Source organism: Pseudomonas sp. zfem005 (genome assembly GCF_032621735.1).
GTDB classification, from domain to species: Bacteria; Pseudomonadota; Gammaproteobacteria; order Pseudomonadales; family Pseudomonadaceae; genus Metapseudomonas; species Metapseudomonas solani.
On sequence record NZ_JAVYJE010000011.1, the window covers coordinates 161,136 to 182,020 of the forward strand.

The 20,885-nt window shown below is 66.3% G+C and carries 22 protein-coding genes; 6 read left to right on the forward strand and 16 right to left on the reverse strand.

What is annotated here, in order from left to right; genetic code table 11:
* Positions 1 to 897, reverse strand: coding sequence for a LysR family transcriptional regulator ArgP (locus RTW82_RS24110; protein ID WP_316926768.1), 897 nt, complete (start codon positions 895 to 897; stop codon positions 1 to 3).
* A 91-nt stretch (positions 898 to 988) separates the two neighbouring features.
* On the opposite strand from RTW82_RS24110, the gene RTW82_RS24115 reads away from it, so the two are divergent.
* From RTW82_RS24115 to sodB, 3 genes are all read left to right on the forward strand, one after another.
* Entirely contained in the window at positions 989 to 1,396 is a 408-nt protein-coding gene (locus RTW82_RS24115; protein WP_316926681.1) for an ACT domain-containing protein, read from the forward strand.
* Between the two features lie 3 nt (positions 1,397 to 1,399).
* Positions 1,400 to 2,002: a LysE/ArgO family amino acid transporter gene (locus tag RTW82_RS24120; protein ID WP_316926682.1), complete on the forward strand. Its 603-nt coding sequence runs from the start codon at positions 1,400 to 1,402 to the stop codon at positions 2,000 to 2,002.
* A gap of 206 nt (positions 2,003 to 2,208) precedes the next feature.
* Positions 2,209 to 2,790: a superoxide dismutase [Fe] gene (sodB, locus tag RTW82_RS24125; protein ID WP_111263062.1), complete on the forward strand. Its 582-nt coding sequence runs from the start codon at positions 2,209 to 2,211 to the stop codon at positions 2,788 to 2,790.
* A gap of 756 nt (positions 2,791 to 3,546) precedes the next feature.
* On the opposite strand, the gene RTW82_RS24130 is transcribed toward sodB, so the two are convergent.
* The 11 genes from RTW82_RS24130 to RTW82_RS24180 all read right to left on the reverse strand — a co-directional run bounded on the left by RTW82_RS24130 (position 3,547) and on the right by RTW82_RS24180 (position 14,083).
* The gene (locus RTW82_RS24130; RefSeq protein ID WP_316926683.1) at positions 3,547 to 4,131 is read right to left on the reverse strand and encodes a hypothetical protein; all 585 of its coding nucleotides are present in this window, start codon (positions 4,129 to 4,131) and stop codon (positions 3,547 to 3,549) included.
* An 87-nt stretch (positions 4,132 to 4,218) separates the two neighbouring features.
* The gene (locus RTW82_RS24135; RefSeq protein ID WP_021217580.1) at positions 4,219 to 4,557 is read right to left on the reverse strand and encodes a hypothetical protein; all 339 of its coding nucleotides are present in this window, start codon (positions 4,555 to 4,557) and stop codon (positions 4,219 to 4,221) included.
* Positions 4,554 to 6,863, reverse strand: coding sequence for a hypothetical protein (locus RTW82_RS24140; RefSeq protein WP_316926684.1), 2,310 nt, complete (start codon positions 6,861 to 6,863; stop codon positions 4,554 to 4,556). Before RTW82_RS24140 ends, RTW82_RS24135 begins: the two co-directional genes overlap by 4 nt.
* On the reverse strand, positions 6,812 to 6,988 hold the full coding sequence (locus RTW82_RS24145) for a hypothetical protein (RefSeq protein WP_316926685.1): 177 nt from the start codon (positions 6,986 to 6,988) through the stop codon (positions 6,812 to 6,814). Before RTW82_RS24145 ends, RTW82_RS24140 begins: the two co-directional genes overlap by 52 nt.
* A gap of 56 nt (positions 6,989 to 7,044) precedes the next feature.
* Positions 7,045 to 7,848: a hypothetical protein gene (locus tag RTW82_RS24150; RefSeq protein ID WP_316926686.1), complete on the reverse strand. Its 804-nt coding sequence runs from the start codon at positions 7,846 to 7,848 to the stop codon at positions 7,045 to 7,047.
* Positions 7,845 to 8,435: an RNA polymerase sigma factor gene (locus RTW82_RS24155; protein ID WP_316926687.1), complete on the reverse strand. Its 591-nt coding sequence runs from the start codon at positions 8,433 to 8,435 to the stop codon at positions 7,845 to 7,847. The genes RTW82_RS24150 and RTW82_RS24155 overlap by 4 nt, the downstream gene beginning before the upstream one ends.
* Position 8,436: 1 nt before the next feature.
* Positions 8,437 to 10,215: a VWA domain-containing protein gene (locus tag RTW82_RS24160; protein WP_316926688.1), complete on the reverse strand. Its 1,779-nt coding sequence runs from the start codon at positions 10,213 to 10,215 to the stop codon at positions 8,437 to 8,439.
* A gap of 222 nt (positions 10,216 to 10,437) precedes the next feature.
* Positions 10,438 to 11,877: a PLP-dependent aminotransferase family protein gene (locus RTW82_RS24165; protein WP_021217585.1), complete on the reverse strand. Its 1,440-nt coding sequence runs from the start codon at positions 11,875 to 11,877 to the stop codon at positions 10,438 to 10,440.
* A 209-nt stretch (positions 11,878 to 12,086) separates the two neighbouring features.
* Positions 12,087 to 12,896 carry an OmpA family protein gene (locus RTW82_RS24170; RefSeq protein WP_316926689.1) on the reverse strand — a complete coding sequence of 270 codons (810 nt, stop codon included), beginning with the start codon at positions 12,894 to 12,896 and terminating at the stop codon, positions 12,087 to 12,089.
* Positions 12,893 to 13,249 carry a DUF4398 domain-containing protein gene (locus tag RTW82_RS24175; protein ID WP_374981886.1) on the reverse strand — a complete coding sequence of 119 codons (357 nt, stop codon included), beginning with the start codon at positions 13,247 to 13,249 and terminating at the stop codon, positions 12,893 to 12,895. The genes RTW82_RS24170 and RTW82_RS24175 overlap by 4 nt, the downstream gene beginning before the upstream one ends.
* A 12-nt stretch (positions 13,250 to 13,261) precedes the next feature.
* Positions 13,262 to 14,083: a substrate-binding periplasmic protein gene (locus RTW82_RS24180; protein ID WP_263403431.1), complete on the reverse strand. Its 822-nt coding sequence runs from the start codon at positions 14,081 to 14,083 to the stop codon at positions 13,262 to 13,264.
* A gap of 114 nt (positions 14,084 to 14,197) precedes the next feature.
* On the opposite strand from RTW82_RS24180, the gene RTW82_RS24185 reads away from it, so the two are divergent.
* Entirely contained in the window at positions 14,198 to 15,121 is a 924-nt protein-coding gene (locus RTW82_RS24185; protein WP_316926690.1) for an alpha/beta hydrolase, read from the forward strand.
* 61 nt (positions 15,122 to 15,182) lie between these two features.
* Here the strand turns inward: RTW82_RS24185 and RTW82_RS24190 are convergent, their stop codons facing one another.
* Together RTW82_RS24190 and RTW82_RS24195 are read right to left on the reverse strand one after the other, a co-directional pair.
* Complete coding sequence (locus tag RTW82_RS24190) at positions 15,183 to 16,112, reverse strand: electron transfer flavoprotein subunit alpha/FixB family protein (protein WP_316926691.1); 930 nt, start codon at positions 16,110 to 16,112, stop codon at positions 15,183 to 15,185.
* On the reverse strand, positions 16,113 to 16,862 hold the full coding sequence (locus tag RTW82_RS24195) for an electron transfer flavoprotein subunit beta/FixA family protein (RefSeq protein ID WP_031287067.1): 750 nt from the start codon (positions 16,860 to 16,862) through the stop codon (positions 16,113 to 16,115).
* A gap of 324 nt (positions 16,863 to 17,186) precedes the next feature.
* Here RTW82_RS24195 and RTW82_RS24200 point away from each other — a divergent pair, with 324 nt between their 5' ends.
* Entirely contained in the window at positions 17,187 to 18,851 is a 1,665-nt protein-coding gene (locus RTW82_RS24200; protein WP_021217592.1) for an electron transfer flavoprotein-ubiquinone oxidoreductase, read from the forward strand.
* 59 nt (positions 18,852 to 18,910) lie between these two features.
* Here RTW82_RS24200 and RTW82_RS24205 read toward each other — a convergent pair whose 3' ends face one another.
* Together RTW82_RS24205 and RTW82_RS24210 are read right to left on the reverse strand one after the other, a co-directional pair.
* Positions 18,911 to 19,471, reverse strand: coding sequence for a DUF1285 domain-containing protein (locus RTW82_RS24205; protein WP_316926692.1), 561 nt, complete (start codon positions 19,469 to 19,471; stop codon positions 18,911 to 18,913).
* A gap of 10 nt (positions 19,472 to 19,481) precedes the next feature.
* Positions 19,482 to 20,084 (reverse strand): DUF4823 domain-containing protein, encoded by a 603-nt coding sequence (locus tag RTW82_RS24210; RefSeq protein ID WP_031287068.1) that lies wholly within the window; start codon positions 20,082 to 20,084, stop codon positions 19,482 to 19,484.
* A gap of 381 nt (positions 20,085 to 20,465) precedes the next feature.
* Between RTW82_RS24210 and RTW82_RS24215 the strand changes: the two genes are divergently transcribed.
* A complete protein-coding gene (locus RTW82_RS24215) occupies positions 20,466 to 20,726 on the forward strand; it encodes a PepSY domain-containing protein (RefSeq protein ID WP_316926693.1) in 261 nt (86 codons plus the stop codon).
* Positions 20,727 to 20,885: the final 159 nt, after the last annotated feature.

The window sequence follows — 20,885 nt, forward strand, 5'->3', positions numbered from 1 at the left end:
TCAGTCCTGCACCAGCCAGCGGTCAGCGGCACGGGCCAGGTGCTCGGTGAGCTGGCCGAGCAGCTCGCCGCCATGGCGCCAGTGGTGCCAGTAGAGCGGCACGTCGATGGGGCGGTCGGGGATCAGCTCCAGCAACTCGCCCCGCGCCAGTTGGCTCTGGACCTGGTGCTCGGGCACCAGGCCCCAGCCGAGGCCGCCTTCGGTGAGGCGCACGAAGCCCTCGGACGAGGGGCAAAGGTGATGGGGGAAGCTGCCAGCGATCCCCAGGGATTCCATATAGCGGTGCTGCAGCAGGTCGTCCGGGCCGTAGACGATGGAGGGCGAGCGGGCCAGCGCCGCCGGCGTCACGCCCCCGGAGAAATGCCGGGCGATGAAGGCCGGGCTGGCCAGGGCGCGGTAGCGCATGGCGCCCAGGGGGATGCTGCGGGCGCCGGCCACCGGGCGCTCGGCGCCGCACACGCAGCCCGCCACCTCGCCGGCGCGCATGCGCTTGAGGCCCACGTCCTGATCCTCCACCACCAGATCCATCAACACGTCGTGGCGTGAGCAGAAGTCGCCCACCGCCCGCGCCCACCAGGTGGCCAGGGTGTCGGCATTGAGGGCGATGCGCAGGCGCTCGCGGGGGCCGCCTTCGTCCAGGGCCGGCACCTGGGCCTGCAGGTCGCGCTCCAGCAGGCGCACCTGTTGCACATGGTTGAGCAGGCGGGTGCCGACATCCGTGGGCGTGGGCGGCGCGGCGCGCACCAGTACCGGCTGGCCGACCCGCGCTTCCAGCAGCTTGATGCGCTGGGACACCGCCGATTGCGACAGACCGAGCACCTGCGCCGCACGTTCGAAGCCGCCCTGCTCCACCACCGCCGCGAGGGCGGCCAGCAACTTGTAGTCGAACAAATCGATTTTCCTAATAGGGGATCAGCATGATTTGTTTTTCTTATACACGCCCGCACCCCAGACTCGCCACATCTCCCCTCCGCACAGGACCGCCCCCATGGCTGGCGAAACCTCCCTCGCGCTGCTGATCCGCAGCATGTCCCCCGAACTGAACCCGGGCGACTACGTGTTCTGCACCCTGGCCGACGCCACCGCGCTGCAGGGGAGCGAAACCCTGGGCAGCTTCCGCGAACGCGAGGGGCTGACCGTCATCCTGCGCCGCGAGGACGCCGACCGCCTGGCCCTGGCTTACGACTACGTAGCCGCCTGGATCACCCTGGAGGTGCATTCCTCCCTGGCGGCCGTGGGCCTTACCGCAGCCTTCGCCGGCGCCCTGGCCCAGGCGAACATCAGTTGCAACGTCATCGCCGGCTACTACCACGATCACCTGTTCGTCGCCCGCGACGACGCCGAACGCGCCCTCTCCACCCTGCGCGCCCTGGCCGCCAGCGCCGGGGAGGCCTGAGCCATGTGGCAGAGCTACCTCAACGGGATGCTGGTGGCGGCGGGGCTGATCATCGCCATCGGCGCGCAGAACGCCTTCATCCTGGCCCAGAGCCTGCGCCGCGAGCACCACCTGCCGGTGGCCGCGCTCTGCGTGCTGTGCGACGCGGTGCTGGTGTGCGCCGGGGTCTTCGGCCTGGCGACGCTGCTGGCGCAGAACCCGACGCTGCTGGCCATCGCCCGCTGGGGCGGCATCGTCTTCCTCAGCTGGTACGGAGCCAAGGCCCTGCTCCGCGCGCTGCGCCCGCAGACCATGGACCAGGCCGCCAACACCGGCCCGCGCTCACGCAAGGCGGTGCTGCTAGCGGCCCTGGCGGTGACCCTGCTCAACCCCCACGTGTACCTGGACACGGTGCTGCTGATCGGCTCCCTCGGCGCTCAGCAACCGGTGCCCGGGGCTTACGCCCTGGGCGCTGCGAGCGCGTCGCTGATCTGGTTCTTCGCCCTGGCGATCGGCGCCGCCTGGTTGGCGCCCTGGCTGGCGCGCCCGGCCACCTGGCGCCTTCTGGACCTGGCCGTGGCAGTGATGATGTTCGCCATGGCGGCACAATTGCTGAACGGTCTCTGAGCACCCCTTGTCGAACCCTTCGCGCACGGTTCAAAGGCCCTGGCGCCGGGATTTCCACACGTTTGCTGCGTGGTTATGCCGCAGGGCCGATGCTATGATCCGGGCTTCGCGGCGAAAAAAGAGTACAAACTCGCAGCCGCCCACCGGCCGCCCGTGAACGGCCTCGCGCCCCGCGCACAAATCCAGACCTGATGAAGGAGATAGACATGGCTTTTGAATTGCCGCCGCTGCCGTACGAGAAGAACGCCCTCGAGCCGCACATTTCCGCCGAGACCCTGGAATTCCACCACGACAAGCACCACAACACCTACGTCGTGAACCTGAACAATCTGGTTCCGGGCACCGAATTCGAAGGCAAGAGCCTGGAAGAGATCGTCAAGACCTCCTCGGGCGGCATCTTCAACAACGCAGCCCAGGTGTGGAACCACACCTTCTACTGGAACTGCCTGAGCCCCAACGGCGGTGGCCAGCCCACCGGCGCCCTGGCTGACGCCATCAACGCGGCCTTCGGTTCCTTCGACAAGTTCAAGGAAGAGTTCAGCAAGACTTCCATCGGCACCTTCGGCTCCGGCTGGGGCTGGCTGGTGAAGAAGGCCGACGGCTCCCTGGCCCTGGCCAGCACCATCGGTGCCGGCTGCCCGCTGACCAGCGGCGACACCCCGCTGCTGACCTGCGACGTCTGGGAACACGCCTACTACATCGACTACCGCAACCTGCGTCCGAAGTACGTCGAGGCGTTCTGGAACCTGGTCAACTGGGACTTCGTAGCCAAGAACTACGCTGCCTGAGACCCGCTCCAGCTCCACGGAAAGACCCGGCCCTAGCGCCGGGTCTTTTCATTTGTGCCGGCGAAATCAACGGCTCTGTCTGCGTTAAGTGTTGCTAGAGGATTTGAGTCCAGCTGATTGCCGAGCTCTGGTGATGTTTCTGGTTTCGCCCCCCCGGGCGAGTCTCTTTTGGCAGTCGCCCCCAAAAGAAACCTCCCCCGGCGCAACGACTGCGTTCGGCCTCCTGGAGGGGCGTTGGCGGCTGCTCCAACTTTCTTCGCTCAAATCCACACATTGGTGTGCGCACCAATTCAACGTGCACGTAGCGGCGGCTTTTGTAGGATGGTGTAGAGCGAAGCGAAACMCATTGGTGTGCGCACCAATTCAACGTGCACGTAGCGGCGGCTTTTGTAGGATGGTGTAGAGCGAAGCGAAACCCATGCGGTGGAGGTGGCAGAAATACTTCGGTGCCCGGAAAGCACCGTGCTTGAGCGCCTGCATTAAAACCACAACAGCTAACGCAGACAGAGCCAATTCATTCGCGATGGAATACCCGGCGACTCGCCGCCCTGTGCCGGCGGCGAGTCTTTCGCGGCTGAAGCCGCTCCCACAGGGAGAGCCCGCCGCGAGAGCGGACATGCCTGCGTTGGGCCTCGCTGCGCTCGGCGCCAACCTACGGCACCGCGCCCAACCCGAACCACGGTGCCAACCGGTGTGTAGGGTGGATGGCGCTCTTTCCATCCACCGGCGGAGTACCCGGCGAGTGCGGTAACCCCGTTACTGCTTGAACTCGAACTGCAGCTCCGCCCCTTCCACCGAGCGCCAGTAGTCGTCTTCCTTCTCGTTGGTGAGCAGCTTGCCGTTGAGCTGGAAGGGGCCTTCGGTGGGCGCCTTCTCGGTGAACATCGGCGGCAGCAAGGGCTCTTCGGCCTTGCGCTCTTCCACGATCTCGGGCTCGAGTTTGTCCACCAGGTGCTTGGGCAGGCGCAGGTCGAGCTTGGCCTTGGGCAGTTCGGTCTTTTCCGGCTTGCGTGCATTGCCGGCGGGGCTGGTGGCCGGCTGGGCCGCCTTGGCAACGGGCTTGGCGTCCGCCTTCGGCTTGGTTTCCGCCTTGGCTTCTGGTTTGGCTGCGGGCTTCTGTTCGGGCTTGGCGGTGGGCTTGGGCGTTTCGCTCGCCACCTTGGGGGCCTCACTGGCGGGCTTGGCCGCTGGTGCCTCCTTGGCTGGGGCGGCCGGCGCCGGCTTCTCGGCCTGGGTCACCGGTGGCGGGCTGGCGGGGGGCTTCTGCGGGGGCGGCGCTTCCTGCTCACAGCCGGCGAGCAGGCCGAGGAACAGCAATAAAGCGAATGGGAAACGGGTCATGGGCAGTGTGCAAGGCAAGGCATGAAGGGCCATGCTCGCCCCTCACTCCCGCCCTGGCAACCCCGAAACCGGGAACTTGCCAAAGCTTTACACCCCTTCCCGACCGGTAAAGACCGCCCAGATCAGCAGGCCGAAGGCCAGGGTGTGGATCAGACTGCCGAGCAGGTTGATGGCGGCGTAGAAGTACATGGGCTCCGCGTCGGGCCAGATATCGAAGGCCAGGATCGGGATCAGCGCATGCAGGGCGATGGTCATGCCCTGCCACACCAGCAGGATCAGCATGCTGGCCAGGCACAGGCCGGCGGCGCGGGGCTGGGCGCGCCAGTAGCGGGCGGCCAGGGCGCAGCCCAGCAGCCAGACCACCACCAGTGGCAACAGGCCGATGGTGGTGAACAGCGAGAGGATCGCAGTGGGGCTGTCGGTCATGGGGTTCTCCAGGGGTCGAGGTGTCTTGTGTCCTGTTGCAGCCAGAGGCCGAAGCGCTCCTGCTCCGCCTCGGACAGCCAGAGCGGCCCTTGGTGCCGCAAGGGTTCCGCTCGCAGCGCCAGCAGTTCATCGAGGCTGAAACGACGCGGCTCGCCGTCGTCGCCCTCCACTTCGTAGGCATAGGCATGGACGCGCATGCGCAGGCCCTCGGCATCGAAGCCTTCGAAGCGCGGCATAAGACCGATGGGATCGGCGCAGCGGTGCAGGCGGTGTTCGTGGGTATCCAGCACCAGCAGGTGCCAGAGCGGATAGCTGCCGGCCCGTGGATCGTGGAACTCGCCGAAGCGGGTCAGCGCCAGGTAGAGGCCATCGGCCGACCAGATCATCGCCGGGCCCAGGTCGGCGATCGCGCAGCCGGATGCCGTGAGCAGGCAACCGCCCAGGCGGGGCTCCTGCTCACGCAGGTAGCTGTCGGCGAAGCGGCTTTCACAGCCGAACAGCCAGGCGGCATCCCCGCCGCCTGGCGCAGGCAGGACGAAATCCCCCTGCGCGTTGGCAACCGGCGGGCACTCGGCCAGGCGCCAGGCCGGCAACGGGCGCAGCGCGTCGGGGTCGACCACCACCCGCGCCACCTCGTAATAGAGGCGCTCGCCACCAGCGGCCATGAAGGTGGCGGCCCGCTGTGCGTCCGGGGCCGCCTCGGTGAAGCGCTGCAGGGGGCCGGATTCGTGCCCTTCGGGCAGGCGCCCGAGGACATGGGCGAGGCTGACGACACCCTCGTGGAAGTCATGCAGCCGGGCGATCAGCAAGGGTTGCTCCAGCACCCGCAGGCGGCGCTCGCGGATATCCGCCACCACCAGGCGATGGGGCACGGCCGGAGCCTCGGCGAACGCCACCAGGGCCAGGTAACGCCCGCAATCGGAAACGCGGTGGTCCAGGCACCATTCACCGTCGAGCAGCCAGTCACCGATGCGGCAAACGAAAGCGCCCTGGCGGCCGTCCGCGCCGTCGCGCAACCAGTCCAGGTGGGGCTCCACGCCATTGGCCAGGGCCTGCAGCTTCAGGCTGGCGCCAGTGCGCCCCGCGCCGTCCAGCGATACGCCGAGGCTGAGTTGCGTCAGCCGGTGCTCGCCGGCCAGGGCACGGCCCTGCTCGTCGAGGCCGGCCAGGGTCTCGCTGTCGCTGTGGATGCTGTAGAGGCCGTAACCGAAGCCAAGATGGTCGGTGCCGGCGAAGTCGAGATAGGCGGCGCGCCACAGCTGCCGCCCGTCGATACGCAGCGGTGCGCCCAGGTTGAGGCGCGGCTCGCCCTCCAGGGCCTGCCAGGGCTCCTCCAACTGACGCCAGCCGCCCCCCTCTTCCCACAACCAGCAGTCGTTGCTCCAGCCCCGTTCCAGCTCGGCGGTCGGGCGCGCACGGCACACCAGGGCACGGCCATCGTCGCGCCAGATCACCGCTTCGCCGTCCGCCAGCAGCAGGCCGCTGGGCTGGTCATCGAGCCACAGCTCGCAGGCGGGGTTGGCCAGGGGGGCGAGCGGGTTGTCCAGTTCACGCAGGCTGGCCGGCAGGTACGGCAAGCCCCGCAGGCGGTGCGCGTCGGCGGGAGCAGGAAACTCGCGGGGGACGGGCAGGCGCTCGACCCAGGCCGGGCTGAGCCAGAGGTCGCCGAGCGCGACGAAGTCTTCGCTCTGGGCGCTGGCCAACAGCTCATCGAGACGCACCTCACGGGCCTGGTTGGCCACCAGCGGGCTGTAGCGGCCGCGCAGCACCTCGCCATCGAAGGCATCCAGCTCCCAGAACTGCTGGCCGTTGGCGCACTGGTACAAGCGGCGCAGCTGGCGGTCGAAGATCACCAGGCCCCATTCGCCTCGCGAGGGGATGGGTGCGGCAAGGTAACGGCCGTCACTGGAGAAGCACAGCGAGCTGCCCAGCCCCTCCAGCACCACGCCGTCGGGCAGCAGGTGGTCGCAGAAGGCGGGCCCGCCCATGGCGATTTCGCTCCAGTTAAAGCTGTGCACCGGCTGGCCCTCGGGCGTCAGCAGCGGGCCATCGCTGCCCCAGGCGTTGGCCCCCGGCGCAGGCGCGGGCTCGGCGATACCCAGGCGGCGCTCCCAGGCGGCCAGCGCGGCGAGGCCGCAGAACACCGCGACTATGCCGGCGAAGATGCCCCAGTAGCCGGGTAGCGCGCGACCGACGCCAATGCCCAGGCCGATCATGGCGCAGGACAGCTGCGGGTTGAGGCGCCGCGCCAGGGTCATGCGGCCCAGGCGCGCGGCGAGGCCCACGACCAGAGCGAACAGCGCCACCAGGGCTGCCGACAACGACAGGCGCAGATGACGATGGGCAGGAGGGTCAGCGCCAGCTGCACCAACAGCTCCAGCAGCAGGCGGCCGAAGCCCTTGTCGTCAGGCTCGGTGGATGGGATGGACAATCGCGCGCTCCTTGCGCCGCTCGCGGCCCCGGCGGTTCAACACCGCCGGGGCCGGATCAGCGGCGTTTCCCGAGCCGAGCCAGCTCGGCCTCGATATCCAGTTGCGGGTTGGCTTCACGCAGGCGCGCCAGCAGCGCGTCGGCGGCCTGGGTATCGCCCTTCTCGCGCAGTTGCAGCAGCGCTTCGAGTTGCTCCACCAGGGTGGCTTCCTTGGCCTTGCCCGGTGCCATGCGCGGCTTGGCGGCCAGGGCGGAGGCTTCGGCCTTCATGGTTTCGACGGCCTGCTCGCGCACTTCGGCCTGGTCGGACAGGGCATCCACCGGAGCCTGGCGCTCGGCGTCTTCAGCCAGGCGCGAGGCCGCCATCTTCTTCGCCTCGCGGGCCATCTGCGGTGCCTCGGCCTGCGCCGGAGCGGCGTAGGCCTGGATGGAGGGCTCCGGGGCACTCTCCATGCTCCCGGCCACGGCGGTGTCGCCGGCCGCGACGCTGGAGCGGGCGATCGGTGCAGCAGCGGGCGCGGCGGGCACTATGGGCGCCGGCATCATCATCGCCGCCGGTGCCGGGGCGCTGTTGCCGTAGTCGAGGTCAGGGCGGTCGAGGTTGCGCCAGGTGAGGCTGACACCGATGCCCAGGCAGGCCAGGCCGGCGAAAGCCACGGACCAGCGCTGGCGACCACCCGGGCCGAACAGCCAGGCGTGCAGGCGCTCGGCCAGGCTCGGCGTGGCGGGACGCACGGCGGCACGCGCCGCGGCGAGGATGCGCGCATCCAGCTCGGCGGACGGCTCGCCCCCTTCATGGGCACGGAAGTGGGCGAGCATCTGCTGCTCCAACCCTTCCGGCTTGCGTGGGTCCTGGTTCATGTGGATACCTCCTCGGTGGCGGCCGGATCGGCCAGCAACCGACGTAGCTTCTGCATCGCGTAGCGCAGGCGGCTCTTCACCGTCTCGGCAGGCGTGCGGGTCATCTCGGCGATCTCGTGCACTTCGAGGTCGCCATGGGCGCGCAGCAGGAACACCTCGCGCTGCTCGCCGGGCAGCTCTTCCAGGGCGGCCTGCAGGCGCTGGCGGTCACGGCTGAGGCTGAGCTGCTCCGCCGGGTCTTCGCTGCTGCCAGGCAGGGCGTCGCCATGGGCCTGCTCGTCGAATTCCTCGACACGCCCGTTCAGCCGCCCGTGCTTGCGCCAGTGGTCGATCAGGCGGTTGCGGGCGATCTGGTAGAGCCAGGTCTTGAAGGCCACCTGCTCGCGCTGCTCGGTGGCGCTGCGGATCAGGTTCAGCCAGGTTTCCTGGAAGATCTCCTCGGCCAGGCTGGCGTCGCCGCACAGCCCGCAGAGAAAACGGTAGAGGCCGAGGCGATGGCGTGCGTAGAGCACGCCAAAGGCCTCGGCATCGCCGAGTCGGTAGCGCCGCAGCAGGGCGGCGTCGTCATCCGTGATGGATTCGCTCAAGTCACTCGATCCGTGCCTGTGAAGGAGTTGGATTTTGCAGACTTTGTGCGAGTTCGACCAGTTGCACGAACTCCCCGCGCAGGCCGAAGCGGTCTTCACCCTTGGCGCCTCGGGCCAGCGTGGCGCTGTCGGCGAGGGAGAAGCTGCCGGTGTATTGCCCACCCTTGAGCTGCTGGGCGAAGGCGGCCACTGCCGTGGCGAAGCGCAGGTCTTCGCTGGCGTCCTTCAGGGCCGGCACGTCACTGGCGGCGATGGGGCGCTCCAGCAGCTTGCTCTGCTCGCTGCCCGGCGCCTTGTAGCGGATGCGCAGCCAGGCCAGCTCGGAAGATTTGCCATCGGCCTTCTGCGCCTGCTGGTAGCGCAGCGGCTCCAGCCAGCCCTTGCCGACGACCGGGACGATCTCGTAGAGCGCGGTGACGGTGTGGCCCGCGCCGATCTCGCCGGCATCGACCTTGTCGTTGCTGAAGTCTTCGCGCTTGAGGGCGCGGTTCTCGTAGCCCAGCAGGCGGTATTCGCTGACCTGGGCGGGGTTGAACTCGACCTGCAGCTTGACGTCCTTGGCCACCACCTTGAGGGTCGAGCTGAGCTGGTCCACCAGCACCTTGCGCGCCTCGCGCAGGCTGTCGATGTAGGCGTAGTTGCCGTCGCCGGCATCGGCCAGTTGCTCCATCAGCTGTTCGTTGTAGTTGTCGGTGCCGAAGCCCAGGGTGGTCAGCGAGACCCCGCCCTTGCGCTTCTCGGCGGCCAGTTGCTTGAGGCTTTCGAAGTCGCTGATGCCGACGTTGAAGTCACCGTCGGTGGCCAGCAGGATGCGGTTGATGCCGTTCTTCAGCAGGCCCTTCTGCGCTTCGGCATAGGCCATCTGGATGCCGGACTCGCCCGCCGTGGAGCCGCCGGCGGCGAGCTGGTCGATGGCGGCACGGATCTTCGCCTTGTCGCTGCCGGGGGTGGATTCGAGCACTACGCGGGCCTCGCCGGCGTAGGTGACCAGGGAGACGCGGTCTTCGGCGCGCAGCTGGTCCACCAGCAGCTTGAGGGTGCCCTGGACCATGGGCAGGCCGTCGCGGCGGTCCATGGAGCCGGAGACGTCCACGAGGAACACCAGGTTGGCCGGCGGCAGCTGCTCGACCTGGGTGTCGGACGCCTTGATGGCGATGCGCAGCAGGCGCGCCTCGGGGTTCCAGGGCGAACGCGCCAGCTCGGTGCCGATGCCGAAGGGCACGTCGCCCTGGGGCAGCGGGTAGGCGTAGGGGAAGTAGTTGACCAGCTCTTCCAGGCGCACCGCGTCCTTGGGCGGCAGTTGCCCGTCGTTGAGGAAGCGACGGACGTTGGCGTAGCCGCCGGTGTCGACGTCGATGCTGAAGGTGGAGACCGGGTCGCTGGCCACGGCATGGATGGGGTTGTCGGCCAGGTGCGCGTACTGCTCGCGGCCCTCGTCGCGGTAGCCGGCGGCCAGGGCGTCGCTCATGGGCGCGGGGGCCACGGGCATGACCATCGACCCCGCCACCGCGATGGGGGCCGAGCGCTTGGCTACCGCAGCGGGGGCATAGGCGGCGTTCGGCTCGGCGGCGGGCTTGGCCAGCTCCTGCAGGCGCGCGTCATCGGCGTTGGCGCTCAGCGAGCCAGTGACTTCAGCTTCGGTTTCGACCTTGGCCTTGGTCTCGCTCGCACCGGGCGTGGTGCCGGATTCATGCCCCTGGCAGGCGGCCAGGGCGAGCAGCAGGCCTGCGGCGAAACCGGCGGCGAGGGGTTGGCGGAGCAGTGCGGCGGGGGTGGTCATGGCGGGTCTCCTGGGGACGGAATGTCCATACGCACCAGTAGACGGGGGCGGCGATCAGGTCGGGTTAAAGGGTGATGAAATTATTTCGGGGCGGGGCGTGGCCCCTGGGAGCGAATTCACTCGCGATGATCGCCGTGCCAGGCCATCGCGGTTGAACCCGCTCCCACAATCAGGGCATCGCCGATCGATGTAGCCCCGGCTTCAGCCCGGGGCCGGCCGGCATCAGAAGTAGCTACCGGCCTCCTGGCACAGCTGCTTGGCGAGCATGCCGAGGGTCATGATGGCGCGCTCCGCCTCGCGGTTCCACGGGATGCCGCAGTTGAGCCGCACGCAGTGGTTGAACTGCTCGGTGTTACTGAAGATCAGCCCCGGCGCGATGCTGATGCCCTGCTGCAGCGCGCGGACGTGCAGGTCCTTGGTGTTGACCTTGGCCGGCAGGCTGATCCACAGGATGAAGCCGCCGTTGGGCCGGCTCATCTGCGTGCCTTCGGGGAAGTACTGCTGCACCCCCAGCTGGAAGGCGGTGAGGTTCTTGCGGTACTCCTGGCGGATGTAGCGCAGGTGCCGGTCGTAGCCGCCGTTCTCCAGGTAGGCGGCGACGCCCATCTGGGTGACGCTGCACGCGGAGTGGGTGCTGAAGGTTTGCAGGCGCTGGATTTCCTCCTGGTACTTGCCGGCGATGATCCAGCCGATACGCACGCCCGGGGACAGCGTCTTGGAGAAGCTGGAGCAGTACACCACGCGCCCTTCGCGGTCGTGGGCCTTGAGTGCCTTGGAGGGGCCCTGCTCGAACATCAGTTCGCCGTAGATATCGTCTTCGATGATCTGGATGTCGAAGTCCGACGCCAGGCGCAGCAGCTGCTTCTGGCGCTCCTCGGGAATGGTGCCGCCCAGGGGGTTGCTGAGGCGCGAGGTGAGCACCAGCGCCTTGATCGGCCACTGGTTGGCGGCCAGTTGCAGGGCCTCCAGGCTGATGCCGGTGGTGGGGTCGCTGGGGATCTCGATGACCTTGAGGCCGAGCAGGTCCGCCAATTGCAGCAGGCCGTAATAGGTGGGCGACTCGGCGGCGATCAGGTCGCCGGGGCGGGTCAGCACGCGCAGGCTCATCTGCAGCGCATCCACGCAGCCATGGGTGATGACCACGTCGGTGGGGTTGACCACCACGCCGGCGTCGCGCATGCGGATCGCCACCTGGCGGCGCAGCGGTTCGAATCCGGGGCTGAACATGTAGCTGAAGGCGCGCGGGCTGTGGAAGCGGGTGACCTTGGCCAGTTGCTGATGCAGCGCACGGACCGGGAGGTAGTCCACATGGGGCACGGCGGCGCCCAGGGGGAACACGCCTTCACGGCGGGATTCGGTGAGCACCTGGTTGATGATGCTGGCGCGGGTGACCAGGCCCGGCCGCTCGACCCGGGCGATATCCGGGGTGGAAGCGGTCAGTGCCGGGGTCTGGTGCACGTAGAAGCCGGACTGTGGGCGCGCGCGGATCAGCCCCTGATCCTCCAGGTTGGCGTAGGCCTGCAGCACCGTGGCATGGCTGACATTGAGCTGCGAGCTCATCTTGCGTACCGAGGGCACGCGCTCGCCAGGCTGGTAGACACCACGGCGGATGTCTTCGGCCAGTTGCTGGGCGATGCGTTGATAGAGCAACAGATTGGTCATGGCGGCGGCACCTGGTTCACTGGACCGAAACAGTACCGGAGCAGTAACGAATTGCACCGGTACAGCACAGGAAATTGTGGGCCATACAGTGCGCTTTCGCCAGTGACTGTATCGCTTCAGTCCGCCGTGACTCCTCTACTGGGTGCAGCTGTACGGGCAATAAAAAACCCCGGGAGCCAAAGCCGCCGGGGTTCCTGGAACAGCGGGGATCAGCGGGGGGCGCCGAGCTTGCCCTTCTCGTCGGAGAACACGATCTCGACGCGACGGTTCTGCGCCCGGCCATGGGACGAGGCGTTCTCGGCCACCGGGAAGGCTTCACCGTAGCCGACCACTTCCATGCGCTTGGCGTCGATGCCGAGGTCGCTCAGGACATCCGCCACCGCCTGCGCGCGGTCACGGGACAGGGCGAGGTTCTCTTCGCGAACACCGCTGCTGTCGGTGTAACCCTCGATGCGCACCACGCGACGCGGGTTGATCTGGAGGAACTGCACCAGCTTGAGCACGGTGCGGTTGGCCGAGGCCTTGAGCTCGGCACGGCCGGTGTCGAAGAGCACGTCGCCCAGGGTCATCACCAGGCCACGGTCGGTTTCGGTGGCGGCCAAGGCGACCATCTGCTCTTCCATCCAGTCGCCCTGTTGCTGGGCGCTGAGCAGCTTGGCCTCGCGCAGGGCCAGTTGCAGGCGCTCCTGGTCGACTTGCAGCTTGGCGGCGCGCTCCTGGTTGAGGTTGAGCTCGCTGTGCTGGCTGGCGATCTCGCTGTAGCGCTCACTGAGGTAGGCGTAGTGCTCGACGTCCTGGTCGTTGCCCAGGTAGTTGGACAGGCGCTCGGCGCGGGCCAGGGATTCACCGGCGCGGATCACGTCCTTCGGTGCGCTGCGCAGCACGTCCGGATCTTCCTTGACCTTCTGGAACTGGATGCGGGCGGCGTCGAGGCTGTCTTCGGCACGCTGCGGGTTGGCGCAACCGGCGAGCAGGCCGAGACCCAGCAACAGGCCAGCGAGGGCGATACGAGGGCTCATTGCAGTTCCCCCAGTTGCTTGCGCAGGCGGTTGATGCGGGCAGTGATGTCAGCGAGCTGGGCCTTGCTCTTAGCGGTCAGCACCTTGGATTCGGCCAGGCGCGCATCCAGCTCGGCCTGTTCGGCGAGGACGCGGGCGCGCTTGTAGTCCTGCTCCCCCATGTTCTTCTGCGCCAGGGCGAGCTTTTCTTCCGCCTGCTTCATTTCGGGAAGCTGCTCGCTGTTGGCACCCACGGCCCGGGCCTGGGCCACGGCCTGTTCGGTGAGGCGGAGCTGCTCCACGGGAGCGGGGTCATTGGCACAGCCGGCCAAGGCGAGGACAGCCAGGCCGATGGCCAGAATGCGTTGTTCGATCACGGAGGTTTCCTAGGGTTTCGGAGCGCTGGCCGGCTGCAATTGCTGAGCCTTCCAACGCTCGAGATTGCGCTGCAAGAAGACTTGCGGGGCACCTGCGGCGGTCAATTCTGTCATTTTTTTCGCCAGTTGTCCGCGCAGCCAGGGGTCGTTGCAGGCCGAGTTGTGAGACAGCGTGAGGTACAGGCCCTCACTGGAGATCGGCGGCTCCAGGGCTTCGAGGTCATCCGCCATGCCGAGCGTGTCGGCCAGGGCGAGGCCCGGGTAGCGCTCGTAGAGCACGTACTCGGTGCGCTCCAGCACGAGCTTCTGGTACGCCTGGGTGAGGCTCGGCACTTCTTCGAGGGTGAGGTTCGCCTTGGCGAAGGCGTCGAAGGCCTGGCCGAAGCTGTTGTTCACCAGGGTGCCGCCGGTGTGGCCAAGCAGGTCTTGCCACTGGGTGTAGGGGAAGCCGTGGCCACGCTTGACCCAGACCACGCTGGGGGTATCGAGGAAGGCCGGGTGGACGTAGTCCATGGTTTCCAGCCGCGGCAGGGTGAGGAAGGCGCCGGCGAGCAGGTCGACGCGGCCGGTGCGCACCTCGTCCTGGGCGCGGGACCAGGGGCCGGTGTAGAGGATGTCGATCTTCAGCCCGAGCTCTTCGCCGATGCGCTTGAGCAGATCGGCATTGGCGCCGACCAGCAGCTTGGGGTTCTGCGGGTCACGCCACAGGTACGGCGGGTACTCGGGGTTGCCCGTGGCGACCAGGCGCTCGCACTTGCCGGCCGCATGACCCTGCCCCGACAGCGTGGCCAGGACCAGCAACAACGGAGCGATGAATGGGCGTATGTGCATCAGGGGCTTCCTGGACCGGACCTTGGTTTGGGCAATGCGCGCACGGCGCTGCATCCCTCTAGCGTCATGCTAGCTTAGGCGAACTGCAATAATTTTTTGCGATAAGGACGCGCCATGAAAAAACTGCTTATCGGACTTGTGACGTTGCTGGCAGCGCTGGCCGCCACCCTGTACTTCTCCCCCGCTGCCCTGATGGCCACGGCGCGCTTCGTGGAGTGCCAGCTGGCGGGGCTTTCCGCCCACAGCACGACGGTCGGCGACCTGGATATCGCCTATTACGAAGGCGGCCCGGCCAGCGGCGAAACCCTGGTCATGGTCCATGGTTTCGGTGCCAACAAGGACAACTGGCTGCGCATGGCGCGGCACTTCACCGACCGCTACCGCGTGATCGCCCTGGACCTGCCCGGCTTCGGCGACAGCAGCAGGCCGGCCGGCAGCTACGACGTCGGCACCCAAGCCGAGCGGCTGGCCTCTTTCATCGCCACCCTGGGCGCCGGCAAGGTGCACCTGGTGGGCAATTCCATGGGCGGGCACATCGTCGCCCTCTACGCCGCGCGCTACCCGCAGCAGGTGCGCTCGCTGGCGCTGTTCGACAACGCCGGTGTCACCGCCCCGCACAAGAGCGAACTGTACGAGCGACTGGAGCGCGGCGATGCCAACCCGTTGATCGTGGGCTCGGTCACGGACTACGACCAGCTGATGGACTTCGTCTTCGTCGAGAAACCGCCGATGCCCGGCTCGCTGAAGCGCTACCTGGCCGAGCAATCGATGGCCAACCGCGAGCATTACCAGAAGGTCTTCCAGCACCTGGTGCAGCGCTACGTGCCGCTGGAGCCGGAGCTGCCGAAGATCACCGCCCCGACCCTGCTGCTGTGGGGCGACCGGGACCGGGTGCTGGATGTGTCTAGCATCGAGGTGATGAAACCTCTGCTGGGCAAATCCAGCGTGGTGGTGATGAAGGAGTGCGGCCACGTGCCGATGATCGAGCGCCCGGCCGAAACCGCCGCGCACTACCAGGCCTTCCTCGATTCCCTGTGATTTCGCAGACAATAAAAAACCCGCTCGATGAGCGGGTTTTTCATGGGTGCGGAAAACTGGATCAGACCAGTTTTTCCAGCTCCGGTACGGCTTCGAACAGGTCAGCCACCAGGCCGTAATCAGCCACCTGGAAGATCGGGGCTTCTTCGTCCTTGTTGATCGCGACGATGACCTTGGAGTCCTTCATGCCCGCCAGGTGCTGGATGGCACCGGAGATACCGACCGCGATGTACAGCTGCGGAGCGACGATCTTGCCGGTCTGGCCAACCTGCATGTCGTTCGGCACGAAGCCGGCGTCGACAGCGGCGCGGGAAGCACCGACGGCAGCGCCCAGCTTGTCGGCCAGGGCGTACAGGTGCTTGAAGTTGTCACCGTTCTGCATGCCACGGCCGCCGGAAACGACGATCTTGGCAGCGGTCAGTTCCGGACGGTCGGACTTGGCCAGCTCTTCGCCCACGAAGGCGGACTTGCCAGCGTCGCTACCGGCACCGACGGCTTCGATGGCAGCGGAACCGCCTTCAGCGGCAACCGGGTCGAAACCAGTGGTACGCACGGTGATGACCTTGACCGAAGCCGAGGACTGCACGGTGGCGATGGCGTTGCCGGCATAGATCGGACGCTTGAAGGTATCGGCGCTTTCGACCGCGATGATCTCGGAGATCTGGTCAACGTCCAGCTGGGCGGCAACGCGCGGCAGGAAGTTTTTGCCGTTGGTGGTGGCGGGAGCCAGGATGTGGCTGTAGCCCTTGCCCAGTTCGGCGATCAGCGGCGCGACGTTTTCCGGCAGCTGATGAGCGAAGGCGGCGTTGTCGGCAACCAGGACCTTGGAAACGCCAGCGACCTTGGCAGCGGCTTCGGCAACAGCGCCGACACCGGCACCAGCGACCAGGACATGGATGTCGCCACCGATCTTCTGGGCAGCGGCAACGGTGTTCAGCGTGGCAGCGGCCAGGGCGGCATTGGTGTGTTCAGCGATAACCAGGATAGTCATTTAGATTACCTTCGCCTCGTTCTTCAGTTTCTCGACCAGTTCAGCCACGGACTTGACCTTGATGCCGGCGCTGCGGGCAGCAGGCGCTTCGACTTTCAGGGTCTTGACGGTGGAAGCGGTGGAAACGCCCAGGGCGTCCGGGGTGACCACGTCCAGCGGCTTTTTCTTGGCCTTCATGATGTTCGGCAGCGACGCATAGCGCGGCTCGTTCAGGCGCAGGTCGGTGGTGACGATAGCCGGCAGGTTCAGGGCTACGGTCTGCAGGCCGCCGTCGATCTCACGGGTGACGTTGACCTTGTCGCCAGCCACTTCGACCTTGGAAGCGAAGGTGCCCTGGGCGTAGCCGGTGAGGGCGCCGAGCATCTGGCCGGTCTGGTTGTTGTCGCTGTCGATGGCCTGTTTGCCAAGGATCACCAACTGGGGCTGTTCCTTGTCGGTAACGGCTTTGAGCAGCTTGGCCACGGCCAGGGAGCTGAGCTCTTCTGCGCTCTCGACCAGGATGGCACGATCGGCACCAAGCGCCAGGGCGGTACGCAGCTGCTCTTGAGCAGTGGCCGGGCCGATGGTGACGACGACGATCTCAGTCGCCACGCCCTTTTCCTTCAGACGGACGGCTTCTTCCACGGCGATTTCGCAGAAGGGGTTCATCGACATCTTGACGTTGGCGAGGTCGACGCCGGAGTTGTCCGCCTTGACGCGAACCTTGACGTTGTAGTCGACCACTCGTTTGACAGCTACAAGAACCTTCATGGATTCCTCGTTACTCTCCGGTGAATAAGAATGTCGCCAAGGACGAGCCTCTGGCGGGTGATGCTCGTCGGCCGGAACCGACGGTCAGCCCATACGGCGAGCGCAAAACCGCCCGTATCTTGACCGTAACGCCTATTCCGGTCAATACGGGAAAATACCCCGCCATAAGCCGCAGAGCCTTATCCTATCAGGCTTCTACAAAATTCAAACAAACGTTTGTATTGGACCCGCCAAAGGGTGTGGATATAATGCGCCAGCTCTGGCCAGGGATCGAGCCTAGCCCTCCCTTATAAAATATCGAAGAGAGCCTTGAGGAGAATGACTGTGGAACGCGAATACATGGAATTCGACGTCGTCATCGTCGGTGCCGGCCCTGCGGGCCTGTCCGCCGCGTGCCGACTGAAGCAAAAGGCCGCCGAAGCTGGTCAGGAGATCAGCGTATGCGTGGTCGAGAAAGGCTCCGAAGTCGGTGCCCACATTCTCTCGGGTGCCGTGTTCGAACCGCGCGCTCTGAATGAACTGTTCCCTGACTGGAAAGAGCTTGGCGCCCCGCTGAACACTCCGGTCAAGCGCGACGACATCTATATGTTGAAAGATGCCGAAGGCGCCATCAAGGTTCCTGACCTCTTTGTGCCGAAAACCATGCACAACGAGGGCAACTACATCATCTCCCTGGGCAACCTGTGCCGCTGGCTGGCCCAGCAGGCCGAAGGCCTGGGCGTGGAAATCTACCCGGGCTTCGCTGCCCAGGAAGCCCTGATCGACGAGAACGGCGTGGTTCGCGGCATCATCACCGGCGACCTCGGCGTGGATCGCGAAGGCCATCCGAAGGAAGGCTACTACACCCCCGGCATGGAACTGCGTGGCAAGTACACCCTGTTCGCCGAAGGCTGCCGTGGCCACATCGGCAAGCAGTTGATCAAGAAGTACAACCTGGACTCCGACGCCGACGCCCAGCACTACGGCATCGGCATCAAGGAAATCTGGGACATCGACCCGGCCAAGCACGAGCAGGGCCTGGTGGTGCACACCGCCGGCTGGCCGCTGTCGGTCATGGGCACCGACAACACCGGTGGCTCCTTCCTTTATCACCTGGAGAACAACCAGGTGGTGGTCGGCCTGATCATCGACCTGTCCTACTCCAACCCGCACCTGTCGCCCTTCGACGAATTCCAGCGCTACAAGCACCACCCGGTGATCAAGCAGTACCTGGAAGGCGGCAAGCGCGTCGCCTACGGCGCCCGCGCCATCTGCAAGGGCGGCCTGAACTCGCTGCCGAAGATGGTCTTCAAGGGCGGCGCCCTGATCGGCTGCGACCTGGGCACCCTGAACTTCGCCAAGATCAAGGGCAGCCACACCGCCATGAAGTCCGGCATGCTGGCGGCTGACGCCGTGGCCGAAGCGGTACTGGGCGGCAAGGAAGGCGGCGACGAACTGACCACCTACGTCGAGGCGTTCAAAGCCAGCTGGCTGTACGACGAGCTGTTCCGCAGCCGTAACTTCGGCCCGGCCCTGCACAAGTTCGGCCCGGTCATCGGTGGCGGCCTGAACTGGCTCGACCAGAACATCTTCGGCGGCAAGATCCCCTTCACCCTGCACGACACCGTGCCGGACTACGCCTGCCTGAAGAAGGCCAGCGAAGCGCCGAAGATCAACTACCCGAAACCCGACGGCAAACTCAGCTTCGACAAGCTGAGTTCGGTATTCCTCTCCAACACCAACCATGAAGAGGAACAACCCTGCCACCTGAAGCTCACCGACCCGAGCATTCCGGTTGCCCAGAACCTGCCGCTCTATGACGAGCCTGCGCAGCGTTACTGCCCGGCCGGCGTGTACGAGATCGTGACCCAGGAAGACGGCGAGAAGCGCTTCCAGATCAACGCGCAGAACTGCGTCCACTGCAAGACCTGCGACATCAAGGACCCGGCCCAGAACATCACCTGGGTGGCGCCGGAAGGCACCGGTGGCCCGAACTACCCCAACATGTAAACGCGACAAACAAAAAAGGCCCCTCGGGGGCCTTTTTTGTTGCCTGCGAAAAGCCCCTGTCAGGGCTCCTCGCCAATGGGGAAGAACTGCCCGCCGGACCAAACGCCCAGCCAGTTGCGGCCGTCGATCTCGCGCACCACGGCCAGCTCCACCAGCTGGTAGAAGACATTGCGATGGATCAACGCTTCCAGGTTGGTGCGCACATGCACATAGGGCGCCGGCTCCTGGGTCACCGGATCGGTCTCGACACGGATCGGGTGCTCGGTGCCCGCCTCCACCTCGTCTTCCACGTTGGTGACGAAGCGCAGCACCTGCTCCTCGCCTTCCCCGCTCACCTCGACGCTCACCGCCACGAAGGGCGCGTCATCGACCGTGATGCCGACCTTCTCCACCGGGGTGACCAGGAAGTAGTCGTCACCATCGCGACGGATGATGGTGGAGAACAGCTTGACCATCGGCTTGCGCCCGATGGGCGTGCCCAGGTAGAACCAGGTGCCATCACGGGCGATGCGCATGTCGATGTCGCCGCAGAAATCGGGGTTCCACAGGTGCACCGGTGGCAGCCCCTTCTCCTTGGGGATCTGCGCCAGCAGGTCGCCGGCCTTGCCCGGGTCGTTCATCACATCCTCCTCAGCGGCCCAGCCCCATGAGGCTGCGCGCGTATTGTCTCAACGGCGGCCCGATCAGGTCTTCGGGCTTCTGGTCATGAAAGGTGAACAGGCCACCCCGGTGGGTGATCCGTGCCGTGTCCACCAGATAGCGGTTACCGGTTTCGATCAGCATCAACTGGATGACGCCGTTATCGACACCGAGCCGATCCACCGCCTCCTGATCCTCCCACTCCTCCACCGTGCCGATACGGTCATCGGCATCGGCGAAACGGCTGTAGAGCAGGTAGTTGGCACCCAGCGAACGGGCCTCGCTCATCGCCTGCTCGAGGCTCACCGGCTGGCTTGCACGACGCACCAGCGGGAAGTATTCGACGAAGCCCTTGAAGGCCTCTTCGGCCACCACGTTGGGCTTGGTGCGGGTCCCGCCCTGCGGGGAAAAACTGCTCTGGGCGATGTAGATGAACGAATCCGGCTGCAGCCGCCAGGACATGGAGCGATAGGTCTCGCTGTGGTCCAGCAGCCCGGCATCGCTCATCTGCTCGCGGGCGCCCAGGGTCATGTCGCTGACCTTCATGCAGCCCCCGAGGGCCATCAGCGCCAGCAACAGCATCAAACTACGCATTCTCGATCCTCCACGGCCGGCGACGAAAAACCGGCACTTGGCGCAACGATGCAGCTTCCGCGCCATCACGTACTCCGCCGCCAATCCGAGCTGCCCAGCAGCCCGGCACACGCCCTCGAGCGCCTGCCAGCGCGTCCGCGCAAGCCGCTACTGCGCGTTGCGGCCCTGCGCCAGAGTGCGCAGCGGGCGTTCCATCCAGGGCACGGCACCGTCGGAACCCTGGCGCGAATCGGCGTCTGCAAGAGCTGACCCCGGGAGCCAGGAGAAATTCAGGCAGCACAGCCTCCATCAGCCGCGCCCGAATGTCGATATCGCACCCCTCAACTCCCTTGAGCTTCGGTGCGCGGAGTGAAGCCTCCCAACGCCATCAAGGACGTCATCATGCGCTACCTGCTGCTTCCCGCCCTGCTCATCGCCAGCACCGCGGCCCTTGCCTTCCCCAGTGCACCACCGCCGAACGCTTCACCTGAACAACTCCAGGCACCGCTGAAGGAACAGGGCTACCCGATCGACACGTTCAAGATCACGCCCGGCAACTGCTATGGGATCTACGGCTTCGACAAGGACAAGGACAAGCGCAAGGCCGAAATCTATCACGCCCCGGTTACTGGCCAACCGGTCACGAGCCGGGTGGAAAACTGATGGGCGGGGCGACCATCCGGCTCTGGGGCCCCGTCGTCCTCCTGTTCCATGCCTCGGTCGCTGGCGCCTTCTTCGCCAACCACCTGCTCACCGGAGAAGGCAACGCCTGGCACACCAGGCTGGGCGAACAGCTCCAGCTCCGCGCGCCCGGGTACCCCT

What these genes read in the sequence shown, in the direction of transcription:
- RTW82_RS24185 (WP_316926690.1), top strand. Translation starts at nt 14,198, where the DNA reads ATGAAAAAACTGCTTATCGGACTTGTGACGTTGCTGGCAGCGCTGGCC.
- RTW82_RS24150 (WP_316926686.1), bottom strand. Translation starts at nt 7,848, where the DNA reads ATGAACCAGGACCCACGCAAGCCGGAAGGGTTGGAGCAGCAGATGCTC.
- RTW82_RS24190 (WP_316926691.1), bottom strand. Translation starts at nt 16,112, where the DNA reads ATGACTATCCTGGTTATCGCTGAACACACCAATGCCGCCCTGGCCGCT.
- RTW82_RS24130 (WP_316926683.1), bottom strand. Translation starts at nt 4,131, where the DNA reads ATGACCCGTTTCCCATTCGCTTTATTGCTGTTCCTCGGCCTGCTCGCC.
- RTW82_RS24215 (WP_316926693.1), top strand. Translation starts at nt 20,466, where the DNA reads ATGCGCTACCTGCTGCTTCCCGCCCTGCTCATCGCCAGCACCGCGGCC.
- RTW82_RS24180 (WP_263403431.1), bottom strand. Translation starts at nt 14,083, where the DNA reads ATGCACATACGCCCATTCATCGCTCCGTTGTTGCTGGTCCTGGCCACG.
- RTW82_RS24170 (WP_316926689.1), bottom strand. Translation starts at nt 12,896, where the DNA reads ATGAGCCCTCGTATCGCCCTCGCTGGCCTGTTGCTGGGTCTCGGCCTG.
- RTW82_RS24210 (WP_031287068.1), bottom strand. Translation starts at nt 20,084, where the DNA reads ATGCGTAGTTTGATGCTGTTGCTGGCGCTGATGGCCCTCGGGGGCTGC.
- RTW82_RS24165 (WP_021217585.1), bottom strand. Translation starts at nt 11,877, where the DNA reads ATGACCAATCTGTTGCTCTATCAACGCATCGCCCAGCAACTGGCCGAA.
- RTW82_RS24115 (WP_316926681.1), top strand. Translation starts at nt 989, where the DNA reads ATGGCTGGCGAAACCTCCCTCGCGCTGCTGATCCGCAGCATGTCCCCC.
- sodB (WP_111263062.1), top strand. Translation starts at nt 2,209, where the DNA reads ATGGCTTTTGAATTGCCGCCGCTGCCGTACGAGAAGAACGCCCTCGAG.
- RTW82_RS24120 (WP_316926682.1), top strand. Translation starts at nt 1,400, where the DNA reads ATGTGGCAGAGCTACCTCAACGGGATGCTGGTGGCGGCGGGGCTGATC.
- RTW82_RS24160 (WP_316926688.1), bottom strand. Translation starts at nt 10,215, where the DNA reads ATGACCACCCCCGCCGCACTGCTCCGCCAACCCCTCGCCGCCGGTTTC.
- RTW82_RS24195 (WP_031287067.1), bottom strand. Translation starts at nt 16,862, where the DNA reads ATGAAGGTTCTTGTAGCTGTCAAACGAGTGGTCGACTACAACGTCAAG.
- RTW82_RS24205 (WP_316926692.1), bottom strand. Translation starts at nt 19,471, where the DNA reads ATGAACGACCCGGGCAAGGCCGGCGACCTGCTGGCGCAGATCCCCAAG.
- RTW82_RS24135 (WP_021217580.1), bottom strand. Translation starts at nt 4,557, where the DNA reads ATGACCGACAGCCCCACTGCGATCCTCTCGCTGTTCACCACCATCGGC.